At 67.1% G+C, this 20,657-nt stretch carries 14 protein-coding genes; 11 read left to right on the plus strand and 3 right to left on the minus strand.

The window, feature by feature from the left end; genetic code table 11:
• Nucleotides 1-150: 150 nt before the first annotated feature.
• The 11 genes from ACFPUZ_RS12950 (at nucleotide 151) to ACFPUZ_RS13000 (ending at nucleotide 16,840) form a co-directional block, all read left to right on the plus strand.
• Entirely contained in the window at nucleotides 151-2,277 is a 2,127-nt protein-coding gene (locus tag ACFPUZ_RS12950) for a S9 family peptidase (RefSeq protein ID WP_377002352.1), read from the plus strand.
• Between the two features lie 461 nt (nucleotides 2,278-2,738).
• Nucleotides 2,739-6,392 (plus strand): SpaA isopeptide-forming pilin-related protein, encoded by a 3,654-nt coding sequence (locus ACFPUZ_RS12955; RefSeq protein WP_377002353.1) that lies wholly within the window; start codon nucleotides 2,739-2,741, stop codon nucleotides 6,390-6,392.
• A gap of 206 nt (nucleotides 6,393-6,598) precedes the next feature.
• On the plus strand, nucleotides 6,599-8,143 hold the full coding sequence (locus ACFPUZ_RS12960; protein WP_377002354.1) for a SpaH/EbpB family LPXTG-anchored major pilin: 1,545 nt from the start codon (nucleotides 6,599-6,601) through the stop codon (nucleotides 8,141-8,143).
• A gap of 118 nt (nucleotides 8,144-8,261) precedes the next feature.
• Nucleotides 8,262-9,155, plus strand: coding sequence for a class C sortase (locus ACFPUZ_RS12965; protein WP_377002355.1), 894 nt, complete (start codon nucleotides 8,262-8,264; stop codon nucleotides 9,153-9,155).
• Between the two features lie 2 nt (nucleotides 9,156-9,157).
• Nucleotides 9,158-9,976, plus strand: coding sequence for a SpaH/EbpB family LPXTG-anchored major pilin (locus tag ACFPUZ_RS12970; RefSeq protein WP_377002356.1), 819 nt, complete (start codon nucleotides 9,158-9,160; stop codon nucleotides 9,974-9,976).
• Entirely contained in the window at nucleotides 9,973-10,833 is an 861-nt protein-coding gene (locus tag ACFPUZ_RS12975) for a class C sortase (RefSeq protein ID WP_377002357.1), read from the plus strand. Before ACFPUZ_RS12970 ends, ACFPUZ_RS12975 begins: the two co-directional genes overlap by 4 nt.
• A 63-nt stretch (nucleotides 10,834-10,896) precedes the next feature.
• Nucleotides 10,897-11,595, plus strand: coding sequence for a DUF2334 domain-containing protein (locus ACFPUZ_RS12980; protein ID WP_377002358.1), 699 nt, complete (start codon nucleotides 10,897-10,899; stop codon nucleotides 11,593-11,595).
• Nucleotides 11,596-11,728: 133 nt separating this feature from the next.
• Nucleotides 11,729-11,974, plus strand: coding sequence for a phosphoribosylformylglycinamidine synthase subunit PurS (gene purS / locus ACFPUZ_RS12985; protein WP_377002359.1), 246 nt, complete (start codon nucleotides 11,729-11,731; stop codon nucleotides 11,972-11,974).
• A complete protein-coding gene (gene purQ, locus ACFPUZ_RS12990; RefSeq protein ID WP_377002360.1) occupies nucleotides 11,971-12,642 on the plus strand; it encodes a phosphoribosylformylglycinamidine synthase subunit PurQ in 672 nt (223 codons plus the stop codon). The genes purS and purQ overlap by 4 nt, the downstream gene beginning before the upstream one ends.
• 13 nt (nucleotides 12,643-12,655) lie before the next feature.
• Nucleotides 12,656-14,929 (plus strand): phosphoribosylformylglycinamidine synthase subunit PurL, encoded by a 2,274-nt coding sequence (gene purL / locus ACFPUZ_RS12995; protein WP_377002361.1) that lies wholly within the window; start codon nucleotides 12,656-12,658, stop codon nucleotides 14,927-14,929.
• 330 nt (nucleotides 14,930-15,259) lie between these two features.
• The gene (locus ACFPUZ_RS13000) at nucleotides 15,260-16,840 is read left to right on the plus strand and encodes a right-handed parallel beta-helix repeat-containing protein (RefSeq protein ID WP_377002362.1); all 1,581 of its coding nucleotides are present in this window, start codon (nucleotides 15,260-15,262) and stop codon (nucleotides 16,838-16,840) included.
• Here the strand turns inward: ACFPUZ_RS13000 and galE are convergent.
• From galE to ACFPUZ_RS13015, 3 genes are read right to left on the minus strand one after another with little or no spacing between them, the layout of a single operon-like run.
• Nucleotides 16,824-17,852, minus strand: a complete 1,029-nt coding sequence (gene galE / locus ACFPUZ_RS13005) for a UDP-glucose 4-epimerase GalE (protein WP_377002363.1) — start codon at nucleotides 17,850-17,852, stop codon at nucleotides 16,824-16,826. The two genes, ACFPUZ_RS13000 and galE, sit on opposite strands and share 17 nt — an antisense overlap.
• Nucleotides 17,840-19,699, minus strand: a complete 1,860-nt coding sequence (locus ACFPUZ_RS13010) for a glycosyltransferase family 2 protein (protein ID WP_377002364.1) — start codon at nucleotides 19,697-19,699, stop codon at nucleotides 17,840-17,842. The genes galE and ACFPUZ_RS13010 overlap by 13 nt, the downstream gene beginning before the upstream one ends.
• Complete coding sequence (locus ACFPUZ_RS13015) at nucleotides 19,696-20,646, minus strand: UDP-glucuronic acid decarboxylase family protein (protein ID WP_377002365.1); 951 nt, start codon at nucleotides 20,644-20,646, stop codon at nucleotides 19,696-19,698. The genes ACFPUZ_RS13010 and ACFPUZ_RS13015 overlap by 4 nt, the downstream gene beginning before the upstream one ends.
• Between the last annotated feature and the right edge of the window lie 11 nt (nucleotides 20,647-20,657).

The following is a 20,657-nucleotide window of genomic DNA, read 5'->3' on the forward strand; positions in this document are numbered from 1 at the left end:
GGATGTGTCCCAGGTGCGTTGACGTCCTCGCACGTCAACGCCATAATGGCCCACCCAAACGCCTGCCAGCTGTGACGATTCGCTCACCCCCACGGGCGCGCGTGCGGCTGAAGGTCGGCGCCCACCAACCCACCACTAAGATCGGTGCGCATGACTCTCATGCCACCGATCGCCCCGCGCCACCCCGTCACCCGGGAGTTCCACAGACGGATCTTCACCGACGACTACGAGTGGATGCGGGACAAGGAGTCCCCGGAGACCCTCACTTACCTCGAGGCAGAGAACGAGTACACCAAGCAGCAGACCGCTGACCTGGAGGAACTCACCGAGACGGTCTACACCGAGATCAAGTCGCGCATCAAGGAGACGGACATGTCCATCCCGCAGCGCGCCGGTAACTGGTGGTACTACGGTCGCACCATCGAGGGCAAGGACTATGGCCTGAGCTGCCGCATCCCCGTCGCCGAGGGGCAGGACCCCTGGGTGGCGCCCGTCATCCCGGAGGACGGGCGGCCCGAGGGGGAGCAGATCCTTCTCGACCTCAACGAACTGGCACAGGGACACGAGTTCTTCTCTCTCGGCGCGTCTGCCGTGACCACATCGGGCCGCTTCCTGGCCTACTCCGTCGACACCACCGGCGACGAACGCTTCACCCTGCGCATCAAGGACCTGGAGACCGGCGAGCTGCTGCCCGATGTCCTCGAGGACATCTACTACGGCGCGACGTGGGCGGGGGAGGAGTACCTCTTCTACCAGCGGGTTGATGCCGCCTGGCGCCCGGATTCCGTGTGGCGCCACCGCATCGGCACGGACCCGGCGGAGGATGTGTGCGTCTTCCGGGAGGAGGACGAGCAGTTCTTCACCGGCGTAGGCACCACGCGATGTGAGCAGTGGCTGGTCATCGAGGCCGCCTCGAAGATCACCTCGGAGACCCGGGTGCTCGAACTGGACAACCCGGAGGGGGAGTTCCGGGTGCTGTGGCCCCGCGAGCCGGGCGTCGAGTACGGCGTCGATCACGCGATCATCGGCGGGGAAAGCCGGTGGCTGGTCACCCACAACGCCTCCGGACCGAACTTCGAGGTCGGCGAGTGCGGGATCGATGAGCTGCCCCACCTGCGCGACCTCAACGTCCTCATCCCGCACCGGCCGGACTGGCGTATCGAAGGAGTGGACACCTTCCGGGACTTCATCGTCGCCGGCTATCGACGCGGCGCCATCGGCCGACTCTCCCTCATGATCCTGCCCGAGCAGGGCTACGGCACCTTCCGGGAGCTCGAGTTCGAGGAGGAGCTCTACACCGCCGGTTCCCTGGGCAACCCTGAGTGGGACGCCCCGGTCATCCGTATTTCCTACGGCTCCTTCACTACCCCGGCGCAGCTTTTCGACTACCGCGTGGCCACGGGCGAGTTCACCCTGCTCAAGGAGCAGGAGGTGCGCGGCGGCTACAACGCCGAGGACTACACCGCCTACCGCCTGTGGGTCACGGCGGAAGACGGTGCGGAGATCCCCGTCTCGGTTGTCCACCGCGCCGACCTGGACAACACCCGCCCGCAGCCGACTTTGCTCTACGCCTACGGATCCTATGAGTCGAGCATCGACCCCGGATTCTCCGTCGCCCGCCTTTCGTTGCTCGACCGCGGGATGATTTTCGCCGTTGCGCACGTGCGCGGCGGGGGCGAGATGGGCCGCGCCTGGTACGACAACGGCAAGCAGCTGAGCAAGAAGAACACCTTCACCGACTACATCGCGGTGGCGGATGCGCTCATCGCGCAGGGGCTCACCTCCCCGGAGCACCTCGTGGCGGAAGGCGGTTCGGCAGGAGGCATGCTCATGGGCGCCATCGCCAACATGGCCCCCGACCGCTTCGCAGGCATCCAGGCGGTGGTCCCCTTCGTCGATCCGCTGACCTCCATGCTCAAGCCGGAGCTTCCGCTCACGGTGACCGAGTGGGACGAGTGGGGCAACCCCTACGCGGATGCCGAGGTCTACGACTACATGGCCTCCTACGCCCCCTACGAGAACGTCGCCGCCCAGCAGTACCCGGATATCCTGGCCATCACCTCGCTCAATGACACCCGGGTGCTCTACGTCGAGCCCGCCAAGTGGATCGCCAAGCTGCGGGCCACGGCCACGGGAGGGGAGTTCCTGCTCAAGACGGAGATGTCAGCCGGGCACGGCGGCGTCTCGGGGCGCTACGCCCGCTGGCGTCAGACTGCCTTCGAGTACGCGTGGACGCTGCGGACGGCCGGGGCGGTGCCGGGGGCGTCGCTCAACTAGAGATTTCCTATCGGGGGGGATAGGAAATACGGGGCCCAGAATCGTGACTTCGCTCACAGGTCAGGCGAGGCTCTGATGGCTGAAATCTGAGGGGCTGCTAGAGAAACGCCTTCAGCCTTGTCTTATGTATGGCCAAACATGGAACAATATGATTCCTGTGAAGAGCACACCTTTGTCACCTTAAAAGAACCTTTGACCACGATGGATAGCGGCGGTATTCTCCTGGCGAGAAACGGTCATCGTGCTCATGTGGAGTTCGGTGGTGCTGAACGTAGCGTTTGGGTTGGCCATATTAGGCCTGGTCGCGCGCGGGAGTTCCGCCCACCTGACAAGCTGTGAATGTGATGACTGCCGAAAACTTTCTTCACAGGTGGTTGTCAATGAATGTCAGTCTTGAGCGAGTCTCGTGGCCGCTGCGCGCTCTTCTAGGCGTAGCCCTCAGTCTCCTCATTGTCGTTATCGTGGCATCCCCAACTCTCGCTTATGTTCCGGCGACCTTCCCGCCCGCCGCAGGAGACTCTCCGAGCAACAAGGTCACCATGACTCACACGGTCGTCGGCGGCGGGGACCCTGCCCCGGGGAAGACCATCGAGTACACCGGTACCTTCACCATTGCGAAGATGAAGGAACAGGGCACGACGACGACCACCACCATCATCGTCTCGGCTGACCCGAATGCCCCTTTCGTCTCTCCGGTGACGGCCGCGGATTTCAGCGGCAACTCTGCGGCGCCGAAATCGATCACCTGTAACAGCGACAACACGTCCTGCACGGTGACGTTCGAGAACCTCTCCGACGGGGTGATCACTTTCAAGAAGCGCGCGCAGATCAAGACAACCGCTCCGGCGGGCACCACCATCTATGCCACCGCCGACATCAGGACCAACGTCGCTCCCACCCTCACCCTGCAGTCGGTTGCTGAGACCTTCACCCCGGATGCCGGTCGCTGCTCGGGCACCATCACCTTCACCTCCCGAGTCGCTGGTGCCGGTGCGTGGCTCATGGACATCAAGTTCGCAGACAAGTCGGGCGGCAAGGTCACCGCCGACCCGTGGTCGAGCCCGGGGAACAGCCTGCAGGTCACCGGTCCGAACGGTGCCGACATCACCGCCCAGGTGCTCGCGGGAATGACCTACCGTGCGGACGACCCGGTGCCGCCGACGTTTCCGCAGTCGACGATCACGAACGCCACGTGGGCGGACTCTCTCAACTGGAAGTGGGATCCGACCTCGTGGACGGGTGACACCTGGATCCCCGCCGGCAGCACCATCACGATCAAGCGGCACGTGACGTACCTGAACTGCCTGCCGGGTGGATTCGCCGGCGACTTCGACACCAACCGCATGTTCGGTATGGCCATTGAGATGGCCCGCCCGCAGACCAGCGTCGAGGACTTCGCCATGGTGGGCATCCGTCTACCCGGAAGCATCAGTGCGCCCGCTAGATGTGAGCAGAACATCTACTTCACTGAGAACCGATCCATCGGTACCGGCAATGAGAACAGTCGCCTCGGCTACTTCACGCCGAATCCTGGCGCCGCGAGCCAGGCCTATACCATGATCGGTCCTGCTAATTCCGCATATTACGATGCCATTGCGATCTCCAGGCAACAGGACACCAAGATCTACTACAGCACCCGCGCCCCGCGGCTCATGTCCTATGACACCGCAACGGGTGTCCACACTGACGTCATGGCACTCCCCGGGGTGACCAATGCCCTTGGTTTCGACAAGGACGGCAACCTGTGGACCATCGACACCTCGGGTGGCATTTACCGTCTCAACTGGAACGGCACGTCCCTTGCCACGCAGTGGACTCGAGTGGGCACCATGAGCGGCATTGGAACTGGTTCCGCCCGCGACCTCGCGTTCGACGGTGACGGCAACATGTACCTGCTCGGCGGCACCTACGGTGAAGTTCTGTACCGAGCGTCTGCTGCCCAGCTGGCCGCTGGCGGCACCATCACCCCGGCCAACTGGGGTACACACACCACCAGCCCGGCGAGCCCCACCACTGAGTACTACGGCCTGGCATTCAACAGCAAGGGCAACCTCATTGTGGCGAACTACGCCTACGCAGGTGGCACCGAGCCGTTCAGAAGCAAGATCTTCGAGCGTGATCCGCTGGCAGGACCCAGTGGCACATGGACCACGTACATCAACGGCAACTACTCGCCCGACGGCCGCGTCGCTGACCTTGCCACCTGTAACTATCCGAGCACCACTGTTCCCAAGGATGGCTTCCAGGTGCAGAAGTCGGTCATCAACGCTGACGGCACCGTCTCCCCGGCCGGCACCACCGGCCAGCGCGTGACGGTCGCGGCGGACGGCTCCATCCTGGTTCGTTACCTGGTTCAGGTCACCAACATCGGCGCCACCGCGGGCACCCATCCGGTGATCAATGACAAGGTCACTGTCCCCGCCGGTTTCACCATCGAGGACGTGGCTCTCAACGGCACCTCGCAGGGCAAGACGGGTACGTTCACCATTCCGGCCGCCAACCTGGCAGGCGGCGCGGTGGCGAGCCATGTGGTCACGCTCAAGCTCAAGGCCAACCTGAGTGGGACGGTCGACTGGGCGAGCGCCGGCACCTGTAACACGCAGGGAGCGGGTACCCCGGGTACCGGATTCTTCAACGTGGTCACCATGGACAAGGATGCCGACGGCGCCGACAACAACGACGCCTGCGTCCCGGTGCAGCAGCCGCAGCTGGCGAAGCTGACGCTGATCAAGGACATCGTCAACGGCTCGGCCACCGACTCGCGCTACTTCACGCTGACGGCCGTGAACCCGGCGAGCTCGACCGGTATCTCCGGCAGCTCCCCGAGCAGTGGGCAGGTCGCAGTGAGCAGCAACGTCACGCCGGGACGCTACATCCTCGGCGAGAACGCCAACCATGACGGCGCCGGCCAGTACACCACGGGCACCTGGACCTGTAACGCCGGCAAGACCGTCGGCACCGACAACTCCATCTCCCTGGTCAACGGCGACAACGTCACCTGCCGCATCAACAACACGTACGCGCCGCCGGTGCACGTCATCAAGACCCCGACCCAGGTGGCTCCAGCGGAGCAGAACAACCCGCCGGGAGTGAACCCGCACATCGGTGCGGTCGTCGAGGCGGATGCTGACGGCAAGCTGACCCTCAACTACACCATCACGGTGGTCAATGACGGCACGGCCGTCGGCGCCACCGGTCCGGTCAACGAGTACTTCTCCGTGCCCGCAGGTCTGCTCTGGCAGTCCGGCGCCACCGCCACCATTACTTTCGACGCCAACGGGACGGGCGCGCAGGCCGTCGGCTTCAACCCGAGCAAGACGTACACCGAGGCCGAGCTTCGCGACGGCTACACGCTGGCCACGTCCATCACCGGACTGCAGCCCGGCACTGCCGGCGCGGTGAAGTTCAACATCAGCATCCCGCTCATGCTCAACAACACCAAGGCCCCCAACTTCGCGGGCACCGTCTTCGAGCAGAACGAGACGCGCCTGGGACAGTGTGTCAGCACCACGACCGGTGGCGCGGCCCACTCGAACAACACCATGGGTGTCCCGAACGTCACGTCCATCTACCAGGAGAACCAGGCCTACTCGCCGATCCCGACGCAGGACAACCTGGCGTGTATTCCGGTGATCAAGCGGGTCGTCGGTGGCGCGACGTGGGAGAAGGTCGGTGTCCCCAACCCGACGAAGCCTGATCAGGTGGTCCTTCTCGGCGAGTCCGAATGGGAGCTCACCCCGGTCACCGGCAACGGCGGCACCGCCACCGGCCCGTCGGTGAAGGTCACGGACTGCATCGCCACCGACGTGGCGCAGTGCAGTGGCCCCGACAAGGACATCGTCGCAGGAAAGTTCGCTGTCCAGGACATGCAGCTCGGCTGGTACCGCCTCGTCGAGACGAAGGCGCCCCTGGGCTTCCACAAGGACGAGACGCCCCGCTACTTCGAGGTGACCAAGTCGACCCTCACCGTCAACGTCGGACAGGTGCATAACGAACTGGTCGACACCCAGACGCTGCCCAAGACCGGCGGCATGGGAGTGATCCCGATGATCGCCATCGGCGGACTCATCATCCTGGGTGGCGCCCTCTACGGTCGCCGTCGCAACGCTCACTAAAACTTCACCCGCTTGAAAGGTCAACGATGAACACAGGAAAGTACACCCGGTGCCGCGCTGGGCCCTTGGGCACCGACCACTGATGTTGCGGCGCTGACCACCGGTCACGCTCCCGACATCACCACCAGCACAACCCCCATCCCCTGCACGCGCAGCCCCCGACAACTTCCGGGCCCAGCGTCACCATTTCCGAAAGAGGGACCCTCATGGCTTCCGTTTCCTTCAAGCGCACCGCCGCTTTCGTCGCCGCATTCGGCATCGCACTGGCTCCGGCCACCGCGGGCCTGGCCATCGCCACCGCTCAGACGAACCCGGCCCCGGCCTACAACTCCATCGACTGGACCCAGAACGGCCAGGCTTCCCTGACCGTCGTCAAGAAGCTCCTCGGCGCTGGCGAGAACCCCGGCGACCCGGCCACCGGTGAGACCATCGGCACCACCCCGGGCACCCTGCTGGAGGGCGTCACCTTCCAGCTCCAGCAGGTCACCAACGTCGACCTCTCCACCAACGAGGGCTGGGCCGCCGCCTCCAAGATCGCCAATGGCGCCGCTGACGCCGTCACCCCGGTCCTGGATGAGGGCATCACCCAGACCACCGGCGCCAACGGTGAGGCCGTGTTCTCCGGCCTGCAGTTCGGCCTCTACCTGGTCACCGAGACCGTCGTCCCGGAGGGCGTCGTCCCGTCCGCACCGTTCTACGTCTTCGTGCCGATGACCTCCCTGGCCTCCGACGGCACCCCGACCACCGCCTGGAACTACAACCCGGTGGTCTACCCGAAGAACACCTCCTCCACCGCCACCAAGGAGGTCGTGGACGCGGATGACAACGTTGGTGATTCCATCACCTACACCATTAAGTCGGACATCCCGGCCGTGGCCACCAACGCCACCACCATCACCAAGTACATCGTGCAGGATGACCTGGACGAGGAGCAGCTGACCACCACCCCGGGTCAGATCACCGTCGGCCTGTCTGACGGCACCGTCTTCGCACAGGGCACCGACTACACCGTCACCGTCAACGCCGCGACCCAGCAGGTGGAGATCGTCTTCACCGCCGCTGGTCTGCAGAAGCTGACCGACGCCAAGACGGCTAACTCGGCCGTCCAGGTGGTCACCACCATCGAGGCCGACGTCAAGGAGATCGGTGGCACCGACGGTATCGTGAAGAACCAGGCCATCGTCATCACCAACAACGGTTCCGGTGGCGGCGACACCACCACCACCACCAACGAGGTGGAGACCAAGTGGGGCAAGGTCACGATCAACAAGAAGAACGAGGCCGGCGAGACCCTCGCAGGCGCCGAGTTCCAGCTCTACCGCTGTGAGCCGGGCGCTGACGGCGGCAGCGTCCTCATCGGCGGTCCGCTGACCGTCGGCACCGGCGTCACCGAGCCGAACACCTTTGTCACCAACGCCCAGGGCACCTTCACCATCGACGGCCTCCACGTCACCAACCTGGAGAACCACGACGACGCGATCAACAAGTTCTACTGCCTGGTCGAGACCAAGGCCCCGGCCGGCTACGCCAAGCTGGTCGAGCCCATCCGCTTCCAGCTGCACCCGGGCGCCCCGGGCGTCACCGACGTCACCGGCGCCAACATCGTCTACACCGCTGACGTCCTCAACGTCGACGACGACGACTTCCTGCCGGAGACCGGTGGCATGGGTGTCGGCCTCATCATTGCCGCAGGCGCAGGCATCATCGGCGCTGGCGCATACGCCGCCCGCCGCAACTCCGCCAAGTCCTAAGAGGACTGGTGGAAAGGGGGCGTCGATAAGCATCGCTGACGCCTCCTGACCCGGCCCGCCGCGGGGAAGGCCCTAAATTCCCCGCCCCTTTTTCCCACGTCACATTGGAGTGAGCACCATGACCATCACCGCGCAGCACAGGAAGTTCGAGGAGGCCTCCGCCTTCCGACGCGTGGTCCTGCCTGCCCTGATCGTCGTCATCGGACTGGTGGTCATGCTGTACCCCGTCATCTCCTCCAACTGGAACAACATCGCCCAGCAAAAGGTCGCCCAGGAATACGAGGACCTCATCCAGGACGCCGATCCGGTGGCCCTCAACGAGGCGATCGAGGCGGCGCACGAGTACAACCGCACCCAGGTGCAGGGCCCGATCCTCGACCCGTGGCTCGTGCACGTCAACACCGACAACGACGAGTACCGCGCCTACACCGAGCAGCTGGCCGGGCAGCCGGCGATGTCCCAGGTGGTCATCCCGACGATCAACTCCCGCCTGCCCGTCTACCACGGCACCAAGGCGGACACCCTGCAGAAGGGCCTCGGCCACCTCTACGGCACGGCCCTGCCCGTCGGCGGCGACTCCACGCACTCCGTGATCACCGGTCACACCGGTATCACCAACGCCACGCTGTGGGACAACCTCATCAAGGTGAAGGAGGGCGACGCGATCTACGTGTCCACCTTCGGCGAACGCCTGAAGTACGAGGTCCACGACATCGAGGTCGTGCTGCCTCACGAGACCGACAGCATCGGCAAGGTGTCCGGTGAGGACCTGCTCACCCTCATCACCTGCACCCCCTACGGCATCAACACCCACCGCCTGCTCGTGCACGCGCACCGCGTGGAGATGGACCCGGACGACGGCAAGGTCTTCGAGTCCGCCGGTTTCCAGATGCAGTGGTGGATGTGGCTGGTCCTCGCCGTCGCGGGTCTGGTCCTCGCGGGGCTGGTGTGGTGGATCCTCCGCACTCTGCGCAACAACAAGGTCACGGTCGAGAACGAGGAGCTGGCATAGTCATGAACTCACGCAGCATTCGCCTGGGGTCCATCATGCTGGCCGGAGCGCTCGCCGCCTCCGGGCTCGGCCTGGGGGCCGGCATGGCTGACGCCCGCATTGTCGACGGCCGCGTCTCGCAGCAGGCCGTCTCCCAGATCGATCCCACCCGCCTCATCTCCCTGACCATCCGCAAGGCGAAGCCCAACCCCTTCGACGAGACCCCGGGCAACACCCTGCCCTGGGCCCCGGTGGAGGGCGTCACCTTCACCATCCAGCGCGTCCAGGGTGTGGATCTGACCACCCAGGAGGGATGGGATCTCGCCCATTCCCTCACGGTGGCCCAGGCCATCGCCCGCGGGCTGGAGGCACCCATCTCCGCGGTGACCAACGCCCAGGGCGAGGCCTATTTCACCGGCCTGCCCGTCGGCCTGTACTACGTCGTGGAGACCCCGCGCCACCTCGACGGCTACCGCTACCACACGGCCGCCCCCTTCCTGCTTACCCTGCCCACCGGCGACGTCGACGGCGTCACCTGGGACTACGACGTGGTCGTGGTGGCCAAGGGCTCGCCCGAGCCGACGCCCACCACCACCCCGCCGCCCCCGCCGCCGGGCACCACCCCGCCCCCGCCGCCACCAACCACGCCGGTCCCGCCGCCGGGGACCACCCCGGCGACCCCGCCTCCGGCCACGCCGCCCCCGGGTGGCCCCGGCGCGCCGGGTGAGCCCCCGCGCGGTCCGCTCGCCATGACCGGCGCCAGCGTCCTCGGACTCGTGGTCGCCGGCACCGCGCTCGTGCTCGGCGGCGGACTCCTGGCCCGGAGGAGGAGCCGGCAGTGACCGTCACCGCCCGGCACCGGGAGGCCCGCAGGCCGTCGACGCTGCGCCGGGTGCTCCTGCCCGTGCTCATCATCCTCGTCGGGCTGAGCGTCATGCTCTACCCCGTGATCGCGTCCAACTGGAACAACTTCGCCCAGCAGCGCGTGGCCGCCGAGTACGAGCAGAAGATCGGTGAAGCCGACCCGGTGGCCCTCAACGAGGCCATCGAGGCGGCGCACGCCTACAACCGGGAGCACACCCCGGGCCCGATTCTCGACCCCTGGGACGCGCGCGTGAGCTCCGGCAACGAGCTCTACCAGCTCTACCTCGCCCAGCTGGCGGGGCAGCCCGCGATGTCGCAGGTGGTCATCCCCAGCATTGATTCGCGCCTGCCCGTCTACCACGGCACGCAGCCCGACACCCTGCAGAAGGGTCTGGGCCACCTCTACGGTTCCGCCCTGCCCGTCGGCGGGGAGGGCACGCATTCCGTGATCACCGGGCACACCGGCATCACCAACGCCACGCTGTGGGACAACCTGGTGAAGGTGAAGGAGGGCGATGCCATCTACATCTCCACCTTCGGCGAGCGGATGAAGTACGAGGTCCACGGCATCGACGTGGTCCTGCCCAATGAGACGGACACGCTCTCCCCGGTGGCGGGGGAGGACCTCATCACCCTCATCACGTGCACGCCCTACGGCGTGAACACCCACCGCCTGCTCGTCCACGCCCACCGCGTGGAGATGGATCCGGACGACGGCAAGGTATTCGAGGACGCCGGCTTTAAGATGCAGTGGTGGATGTGGGCCGTGCTGGCCGCCGCCGTGGTGGTCATCCTCCTGCTCCTCTGGTGGATCCGCCGGATGGCACGTCGCTAAGCTGGCGCGGCGAGTGACGCGCTCGGCAGGACAGGGACGCCCGCGCATGCGATAATCGCGCCTATGCATGGTCGGCTCCTGGTATCGATCTCCAGTATCTTCTCTGATACCCGGGGAGCAGTGGCGGACATGGTCGGACGCCTCGATGCCGCCGGTATCCCGGTGTCGCTGCTGGTGGCTCCGCACATCGACGGCAACTGGCACCTGGCCAAGGATGCCGCCACCCGGGAGTGGCTCCTCGCGCAGCAGGAGGCCGGGCGCGCGCTCATCCTCAATGGCTTCGATCAGGCGGTGCAGGGGCGGCGCTCCGAGTTCGCCACGCTCGAGGCCCACGAGGCCCGCCTCCGCGTCGCCGGCGCCACCCGGCAGATGCGCAAGATCGGCATCGAGACCGATCTTTTCGCCCCGCCGCGCTGGCGCATGTCGCCCGGCACACTTGAGGTGCTCCCGGATTTCGGCTTCGCCCTGGCGGCGAGCACCCGGGGGCTGCATCTGCTGCGCTCCGACACCTTCCTCCAGTGCCGCAACCTCTCCGTCGGTGAGGGCTTCGGCGCGGCCAAGTGGTGGCGTCGCAACGTCATCCGCGCCGCCGAGCGGGGTGCTGCGCGGGGCAACACCATCCGCCTGTCGGTCTCGGGCCGCAACCTGGCGGACAAGAAGGTGGCCGCGGACTTCTTCCGGGCGGCCCGGGCCGCCGTCGCGGCGGGCGCCGAGCCCGGAGACTACCGGGGTGTCGTCTCCGGGATGCCGCTCGGAACCTGATCGCCCGGACGCCTCCGGAAACACCCGGAAGTACCCGGAGGGGTGGACCCGGAAAAAGTTTCGCGGAGTATTAGGAATGCCCTTGACGCGCTATGCTGAGACCGACCAATTCCGGCGAAGATAAGGGAAAACTGTGGCCCGTGTTGTTGTGAATGTCATGCCGAAGGCGGAGATCCTGGACCCCCAGGGGCAGGCTGTCCACCGCGCTCTGGGACGCATCGGCGTCACCGGCGTGAGCGATGTCCGCCAGGGCAAGCGTTTCGAGCTCGAGGTGGATGACTCCGTCACCGCCGCTGACCTGGAGAAGCTCGCCGAAACTCTGCTCGCCAACACCGTGATCGAGGACTTCGAGGTCGTCGGTGTGGAGGTCGCTCAGTGACCGCCAAGATCGGAGTCATCACCTTCCCCGGCACGCTCGACGATGTCGACGCGGCCCGCGCCGTGCGCATCGCCGGCGCCGAGGTGGTCAACCTCTGGCACGCCGACGAGGACCTCAAGGGCGTCGACGCCGTCGTCGTCCCCGGCGGTTTCTCCTACGGTGACTACCTGCGCTCCGGCGCCATCTCCGCCATCGCCCCGGTCATGACCTCCGTGGTCGAGGCCGCCGGCAAGGGCATGCCCGTCCTGGGCATCTGCAACGGTTTCCAGGTGCTCACCGAGGCCCGCCTGCTGCCGGGTGCGCTCACCCGCAACCAGGGCCTGCACTTCCACTGCACCGACACCTACCTCGAGGTGGTCAACGCCGACACCGCGTGGACCTCGCACTACGCGTCCGGCCAGAAGATCCTCATCCCCGCCAAGCACGGCGAGGGCCGCTTCCAGGCCGCCCCGGAGACCATCGAGATGCTCGAGGGGGAGGGCCGCGTCGTCTTCCGCTACACCGACAACTACAACGGGTCCGTCAACGCCATCGCCGGTGTCACGAACGAGACCGGCCGCGTCGTCGGCCTCATGCCGCACCCGGAGCACGCCGTCGAGGTGCTCACCGGTCCGTCGCTCGACGGCCTGGGAATGTTCCTGTCCGCCATCGGCACGATCGCAGCCTAGGAGGGCTTGAAATATGACCGTTCACAACGACACCGTCGACGCCGCCCTGGCCACCCCGGACCTCGAGCAGCCGTGGGAGGAGCTCGGCCTCAAGCAGGACGAGTACGACAAGATCAAGTCCATCCTCGGCCGCCGTCCCACCGACGCCGAGCTGACCACGTACTCCGTCATGTGGTCCGAGCACTGCTCCTACAAGTCCTCCAAGGTGCACCTGCGCTACTTCGGTGAGACCACCACCGAGGAGATGGCCTCCAAGATTCTCGCCGGCATCGGCGAGAACGCCGGCGTGGTCGACATCGGCGGCGGCGACGCCGTCACCTTCCGCGTCGAGTCCCACAACTCCCCGTCCTTCGTCGAGCCGTACCAGGGTGCCGCCACCGGCATCGGCGGCATCGTCCGCGACATCATGGCCATGGGCGCCCGCCCGATCGCCGTCATGGATCAGCTGCGCTTCGGCCCGGCTGACGCCGCCGACACCAGCCGCGTCCTGCCCGGCGTCGTCGCCGGCATCGGCGGCTACGGCAACTCCCTGGGCCTGCCCAACATCGGCGGCGAGACCATCTTCGACGAGGCCTACCTGGGTAACCCGCTGGTCAACGCGCTGTGCGTGGGCACCCTCAAGGTCGAGGACCTCAAGCTGGCCTTCGCCTCCGGTTCCGGCAACAAGGTCATGCTCTTCGGCTCCCGCACCGGCCTCGACGGCATCGGCGGCGTGTCCGTCCTCGGTTCCGCCAACTTCGAGGAGGGCGAGGAGCGCAAGCTCCCCGCCGTCCAGGTCGGCGACCCCTTCGCCGAGAAGGTGCTCATCGAGTGCTGCCTCGAGCTTTACGACGCCGGCGTCGTCGTCGGTATCCAGGACCTCGGCGGCGGCGGCCTCGCGTGCGCCACCTCCGAGCTGGCTGCCGCCGGTGACGGCGGCATGCGCGTCAACCTCGACGCCGTGCCGCTGCGCGCCGAGAACATGACCGCCGCCGAGATCCTCGCCTCCGAATCCCAGGAGCGCATGTGCGCCGTGGTGACCCCGGAGAACGTCGAGAAGTTCAAGGAGATCTGCGCCCGCTGGGAGGTCACCTGCGCCGAGATCGGCGAGGTCACCGACGAGCCCGACCGCCTCCTCGTCGTCCACAACGGCGAGATCGTCATGGACGCCCCGCCGTCCACCATCGACGAGGGCCCCGTCTACAACCGCCCCTTCGCCCGCCCCGAGTGGCAGGACGCGCTGCAGGAGTACACCCCCGTCGAGCGCCCGGAGGACCTGGGCCAGGCCCTCTTCGACATGGTCACCTCCCCGCACCTGTGCTCCCGCGACTTCATCACGGAGCAGTTCGACCGTTACGTGCGCGGTAACACCGTCAAGGCGAAGTACTCCGACGCCGGTGTCCTGCGCATCAACGAGGAGAGCAACCGCGGCGTCGCCGTCTCCGCCGACGCCTCCGGCCGCTACACCAAGCTGGACCCGAGCACCGGCGCCCGCCTGGCGCTGGCCGAGGCGTACCGCAACGTCGCCGTCACCGGCGCCCGCCCGGTGGCCGTGACCAACTGCCTCAACTTCGGTTCCCCGGAGAACCCGGACGTCATGTGGCAGTTCCGCGAGTCCGTCCACGGACTGGCCGACGGCGCCAAGGAGCTGGGCATCCCGGTCTCCGGCGGCAACGTCTCCTTCTACAACCAGACCGGCGAGACCCCGATCCTGCCGACCCCGGTCGTCGGTGTCCTCGGCGTCATCGAGGACGTCCACGACGCCATCGGGCACGACCTCGGCTCCGTCGACGAGAAGGAGGTGCTCATCCTCCTGGGTGACACCGCCGACGAGTTCGGTGGCTCCATCTGGCAGAAGATCTCCGGCGGCGGCCTGGCCGGCCTGCCCCCGCAGGTCGACCTGGCCAACGAAGAGCGCCTCGCCGACTTCTTCGTCGGCAACTCGCTGCTCACCGCCGCCCACGACCTCTCCGAGGGCGGCCTGGCGCAGGCCGTCGCCGAGATGGCCTTCCGCTACACGGGCGGCGTCGCCCTCGACCTCGCGGGAGTCCACAAGGAAGAGTTCGTCGCGCTGTTCTCCGAGTCCGCGTCCCGCGCGCTCGTGGCCACCACCGAGGACAATGTCGACGCCGTGCTCGCACGCGCCGCCGAGCTCGGTGTCCCGGCCGTCCGCATCGGTGAGACCACGCAGGGCCGTGACCTCACCTTCGGCTCCACGACCGTCAACATCGACGAGCTCAAGGACGCCTGGAAGGCCACCCTGCCGGACCTCTTCGGTCACGCGACGGGTGCCAACGCAGTCGTCTAGCAGGTCCAGTCAGCGGAGAGACCGCACCCGAGAATAGTCCGGGTGCGGTCTCTACGTGTTTCGGTGTCTGACCGGGCCGGCGTGAGCTTTTCAGGTTCGAGATGACTCCAACCGCGAAAAGTCCCAGGTCGCGTCCGAGCCACCGCCGCGGGATCCTGAAGATCTGACGGTGGGTGTGACTCCTTGGGCGTCGATAAGCGGCGCACGGGGAGGGGCGGGAAAAGGGGTGGGATGCCGATGACACTGATAGTCTCTGTCCCAACGACAGATCGGTTTACCCGGCAAGCATCCGGAGGGCCGGACACGGGTGACACCAGGAAAGGGATGTGCGTGATCCGGACGTGGCGGGCGGTGGCGGTGCTGGTGTCGGCGATGCTGCTGGCGGGGTGTGGGGTGGCGTTCACGAAGGGACCGGTCACCTACTACGTGTCCGCCGACGGCGATGATGACGCTTCCGGACTGCGCCCCGAGCGGGCCTGGGCCAGCCTCGAGCGGGCCACCGAGCAGGAGCTCGCGCCGGGCGAGACGATCGTGCTCACCGGTGACCGGCCCCTGCCCGGCACGCTGCGTGTGACCAGCGAGGATGCCGGCGCCCCCGAGCTTCCCGTGCGGATCACTGCGGACGAGTCCTTCCCCGGCATCGTGGCCGAGGGGAAGGCCGGTATCGATATCGTCGACACCTCTGGCGTCGAGGTGAGCGGAGTGGACATCATCGTGGAGGGTGATGCCCCCGTCGACGGTGTACTGGTCACCGTGAGCCCGGGTGGGGGACGTCACTCGGCGATCACCCTGCGGGATCTCGCCATCGACGGGGCCTACCAGGGCGTGGCCGTGGGGGCCGAGCGGGCCGGCGACGGCTTCGACGGTGTCACCATCGAGGCGGTCCACGTCACCGGGGCGCAGCGCAACGGCATCATCACCTACGGAGCCACCGCACCCGACTACGCCCTCAGTGACCTGCGGATCAGAGACAGCGTGGTCACCGGCACGCGAGGCATCGAAAGGGAGGAGGTCAACACGGGAAGCGGCATCGTCATCGGCTCCGTGGACGGAGCTGTCGTCGAGCGGAATGACACCTCCCGCAACGGGGCGGAGTCCCACGCCCCCGAAGGACCCATCGGATTGTGGACCCACGACTCCACCGACGTCATCATCCGGGACAACACCTCCCACCACAACCGTTCCGGCTGGACCGACGGCGGAGGCTTCGGCGTCGACATCTCAGCGACCGACGTCCTGGTCGAACGCAATCTCTCACACGACAACCACGGCGCCGGGTTCCTCGTCTACACCCACGGGAAGGGTACGCCCACCGGCAGGGTCACCTTCCGCTACAACGCCTCCGTGGGCGACGGTCATACCGACCAACTGCCCTCCGGCTTCGCGGTGCTCGGGGGGCTGGACACCGATGACCCGGACGTCTTTGTCCACGACATCCACCTCCACCACAACACTGTCGTCACGCGGGGAGGAGACGGTGCGGGTGCCTCTGCGCTCCTGCTCATGGGCACGGTGCGCAACCTGCGTGTCCATCACAACATCCTCGACACCAGTGCGGGTTCCGCTCCCGCAGTGAGAATCCGCAGTTTCGATGCAGCGGGGCAGCTCGAGTTCGCGGCCAACCAGCTGGCGGTGTCACCGCAGGTCCCGCTCCTGGACTGGGACGGAGGGCTGGCCCACGACATCGACGAGGTTTCCGGTTTCCTCCCCGGGGCGGGACACAATGTCGCCCGGGCTCCGGACTTCCTCGACCGTGACGATCTCCCGAATGGTCTGGCCGTGCATTCGCCCCTGCGCGTGGCGTTCCCACCGACCACCGACCTACGTGTGGAACCCGCCACCGGCGACCTGCTCGGCCGTCCGATCGCAGGAGGGGAGGACAGTGTCGGCGCGGTCAGTCCCCGCGACTGAGTCGCGCGCCCTGCTGCTCGTAGCGCCACGTGTCCGCGCACATGTCCGCCACCGTGAACTCCGGGCGCCAGCCCCACTCCTCCTGCACGAGGCGCGCGTCAGCCACGAGGGAGGAGACGTCACCGTCGCGCCGGGGCGCGATGCGGTAGGGGATCTCCCGGCCGCAGGCCTCCTCCATGGCGTCGATAAGCTCGAGCACGCTGGTGCCCACCCCGCTGCCGATGTTGAACACCCGCGCAGCACCTGCCTCCAGGTGGCGCAGGGCGAGGACGTGCACCCGGGCGACGTCGACGACGTGCAGGTAGTCCCGCACGCACGTGCCGTCCGGGGTGGGCCAGTCGTCGCCGAAGACCGCGAGCTCCGGCTGCCGGCCGCTCGCCACATCCACCAGCCAGGGCATGATGTTGAGCGGGCGCCCCTTCCCGGCCTCGCCGAGCAGACCACTCGGGTGCGCGCCGATGGGGTTGAAGTAGCGCAGCGCCACCGTCGCCCAGGAGGGGTCCGCCCCGACCAGCCGCGCGAGCATCTGCTCGCCGGTGAGTTTGGTGTAGGCGTAGGGGTTCGCCGGGGCGACGGGGGAGTCCTCGTTGAGCGGGGTCGGGTCGGTCTCCCCGTGGACGGAGCAGGAGGAGGAGAACACGAGGGTGCGCACTCCGGCGTCGTGCAGCGCGGCCACCAGCGTCGCGGTGCCGCCGATGTTGACGTCGAGGTAGGTGGCGGGGATTTCCACGGACTCACCCACCGCCTTCTTCGCGGCGAAGTGGATGGCCGCGCCGGGCCGGTGCCGGGCGAGGACGTCGGCGAGGAAGGCGCGGTCGCGGATGTCACCGACCTCGAGCACCGGCTCCGCTCCGCCGAGCTCGGCCACCGCGTGCAGGACGGCCGGGTGGGAGTTGGAGAGGTCGTCGATGATGACCACCTGGCGGCCGTCGCGAAGCAGCTCGACGACTATATGGCTGCCGATGAAACCGGTGCCTCCGGTGACCAGCACCGGTTGATCTAGACGATCCATTGATAACCTCCGAAAAACACTGAGACGAACAGGGCCAGAGCCGCCAGCGAGAGCAGGAACACGCCCACCCCGAGGAGCAGCGGGGTGCGGACCGCCGCGATGCGCTCCGCGCGCGTGCCCACCCCCAAAGGCAGCTCCCGCAGGTGCATCCACGGGATGAAGAAGGAGAGGAACCCGTAGGTCACCGCACCCAACAAGGTCAGACCGGCGTAACCGAGCGCGCGGTCGGTGACGGTGCCCCACCCGCCGATGCCGGTGAGGACGAGCGCGAGAACGACATAGGGCACGATCACCTTCACCGACATGGGGGTCAGGCCCGTGTCCCCCTTGGGGGTGACCCGGAACTGCACCTGCTTCCGCGTGAGCACCTGCCGGACACCAGCCAGCGCGCCCTGCAGGAGATAAGGCCAGCGGACCAGCTGGAACACCCCCGACTCCCAGTTGATGAGGGGAACGTCGTTGGGACGGAGCAGGCCCGCCCGCCGTTGGATCCACGTCACACCGACGAGCGGCAGCGTGACCAGGAAGGTCAGCAGCAGGAACATGAGGAAGTTCATGCGCATCCACTGCTGGTCGAGCACCACCGCCAGCGGGGCGATGAGGAAGCCGGCCGCGGCCATCACCCCGACCAGCGAGGAGAACAGCAGCGCATAACTGAAGCGGAATCGCAGCCGCGGGTGGAACACCGGCAGGGTCCGGCTCACCAGCCCGAGAAAGAGGACCACCAGTGAGCGGGTCCACTGGAACTCCTGGGTGACCATCGCGGCGAAGGTGGGAGGACCCTGCCCGTGCGCCCGGGCATCGATGGCGAAGACCCCGTCCGCGCCGGTGAGGCGGATGACGTAGGAGGTGGAGAAATCCTCGGCGAGTTCCGGGCCGAGGCCCCCGGCCCGGGCGAGCGCCGACGTGCGCACCGCATAGTGGGAGCCGATGCACGTCGGGGTGAGCCCGCCGTTGTGCGAGAGCTGGAAGGGGCCGTGGATGTGGGCCTCGGCATAGAGGCGTCCCCGGCCGGACCAGGATTCCGCGCGGTTGAGGTCGCACATGCTGGGCGCGGCCACGTAGCCGACGTCCGGGTGGGAGAAGGGCCGCAGGATCGCCTCGAGGTAGTCCGGAGCGGGTATGTGGTCGCAGTCGAACTGGGCGACGATCTCGTAGTTGTCGTAGCCGTGGGTGTCGTAGAAGTAGGCGAGGTTGCCCTCCTTGCAGCGGGTGCGCCGGGGCCACTCGTCGCGGTGGTAGGCCTCGACCCCCTCGCGGGTGGACACCTGCACGCCGTGCGCCGTGCACCAGGCGAGGATCTCATCGGTGGGGGCTTCATCGGCCAGCCACACGTCATAGGGGAATGTGGTGTCCTGAGAGAGCATCGCCTCCAGGGTGGGGCGGACCTCGGAGAACGGTTCACTGGGGGCGCGGGTGGTGATCATGGCGACGCGGGCGTCGGGAAGCGGCAGGTCGCGTCGTACCCGACGCAGCCCACGCATGCGGAACACATAGCCGGCGGGGATGAGCAGCATGAACCAGACGACGATGGAGTTGGACACGAGGCCGAAGGTGGTGCCGACGTGCTGGGGTTGGAACCACCACACCCCGAAGACGATGATGAGTGACCACCACAGCACCACCATGAGGTCGAGGAAGCGCTGTTGCCGCGGACTCAGCGCCGCTTCAAAAAGCTCCGCGGGCGCGTTCCTGATCTGCCGCGCCGGCTGCCGCGCCAGGACCGGCCCGCTCGGGGCGATGTCGGCGACGCAGCCACCGCTCAACGAGCGGATCTCCGCGGCGAGTGCACGGCGTTCCTCTGCTAAAGCGCGCGACTGCTGGACCTGGAGGGAATGCCTGCTCACGCGGGCAGCTTCGAGGCCGCCAGGACCTGCCGCTGCCAGGCGATCACCTGGCTCATTCCCTCCTCCAGTCCGACGACCGGCTCCCATCCCAGGACCTCCTTGGCGCGGGCGATCTGCGGACGGCGGCGCGCCGGGTCATCCCCGGGCAGAGGCTCGTGGACGATGGGGGAGGACGATCCCGTGAGCCGCCGGATGTAATGGGCCATGTCGAGGACGCTGTGCTCGAGGGGGTTACCCAGGTTGACGGGCCCCGGGTGATCGGAGTTGCCCAGGAGCCACAGTCCGCGGACGAGGTCGCTGACGTAGCAGAAGCTCCGGGTCTGGGAGCCGTTGCCGAAGACGGTGAGGGGTTCCCCGGCGAGCGCCTGCCGGACGAATCCGGAGATGACGCGACCATCGTGCGGGTGCATCCGGGGACCGTAGGTGTTGAAGATCCGGGCGATGCCGGAGTTGAGCCCGTGCTCCAGGCGCATCGCGGTAATAAGGGCCTCACCGTAGCGTTTCCCCTCGTCGTAGCAGCTGCGCTCGCCGATGGGGTTGACGTTGCCCCAGTCGCCCTCCACCTGCGGGTGGTGCAGTGGGTCACCGTAGACCTCGCTTGTCGACGCCTGCACCAGCCGCGCCCCGCTGTCCAGGGCGAGGCGCGCGGCGTGGTAGACCCCGAGGGAGTTGGTGAGCAGGCAGTCGACCCGTTGCGCGGTGAACACCGGGGGCGAGGCGGGTGAGGCCAGGTGGAACACGATATCCACCGGCCCATCGACCTGCAGCGGGTAGCGGACGTCGCACTCGCGGAAGGTGAAGGCGGGGTGGGGGAGAAGGTGGCAGATGTTTGCGCGGGAACCGGTGTGCAGCGAATCGAGGACGAGTACCTCATGCCCTTGCTGGATGATGAGGTCCGCGAGGTGGCTGCCCAAGAAGCCGGCACCTCCGGTGATGACGCAACGCATGATCTGTCCTT

Source organism: Corynebacterium nasicanis (assembly GCF_042658165.1).
Taxonomy (GTDB): domain Bacteria; phylum Actinomycetota; class Actinomycetes; order Mycobacteriales; family Mycobacteriaceae; genus Corynebacterium; species Corynebacterium nasicanis.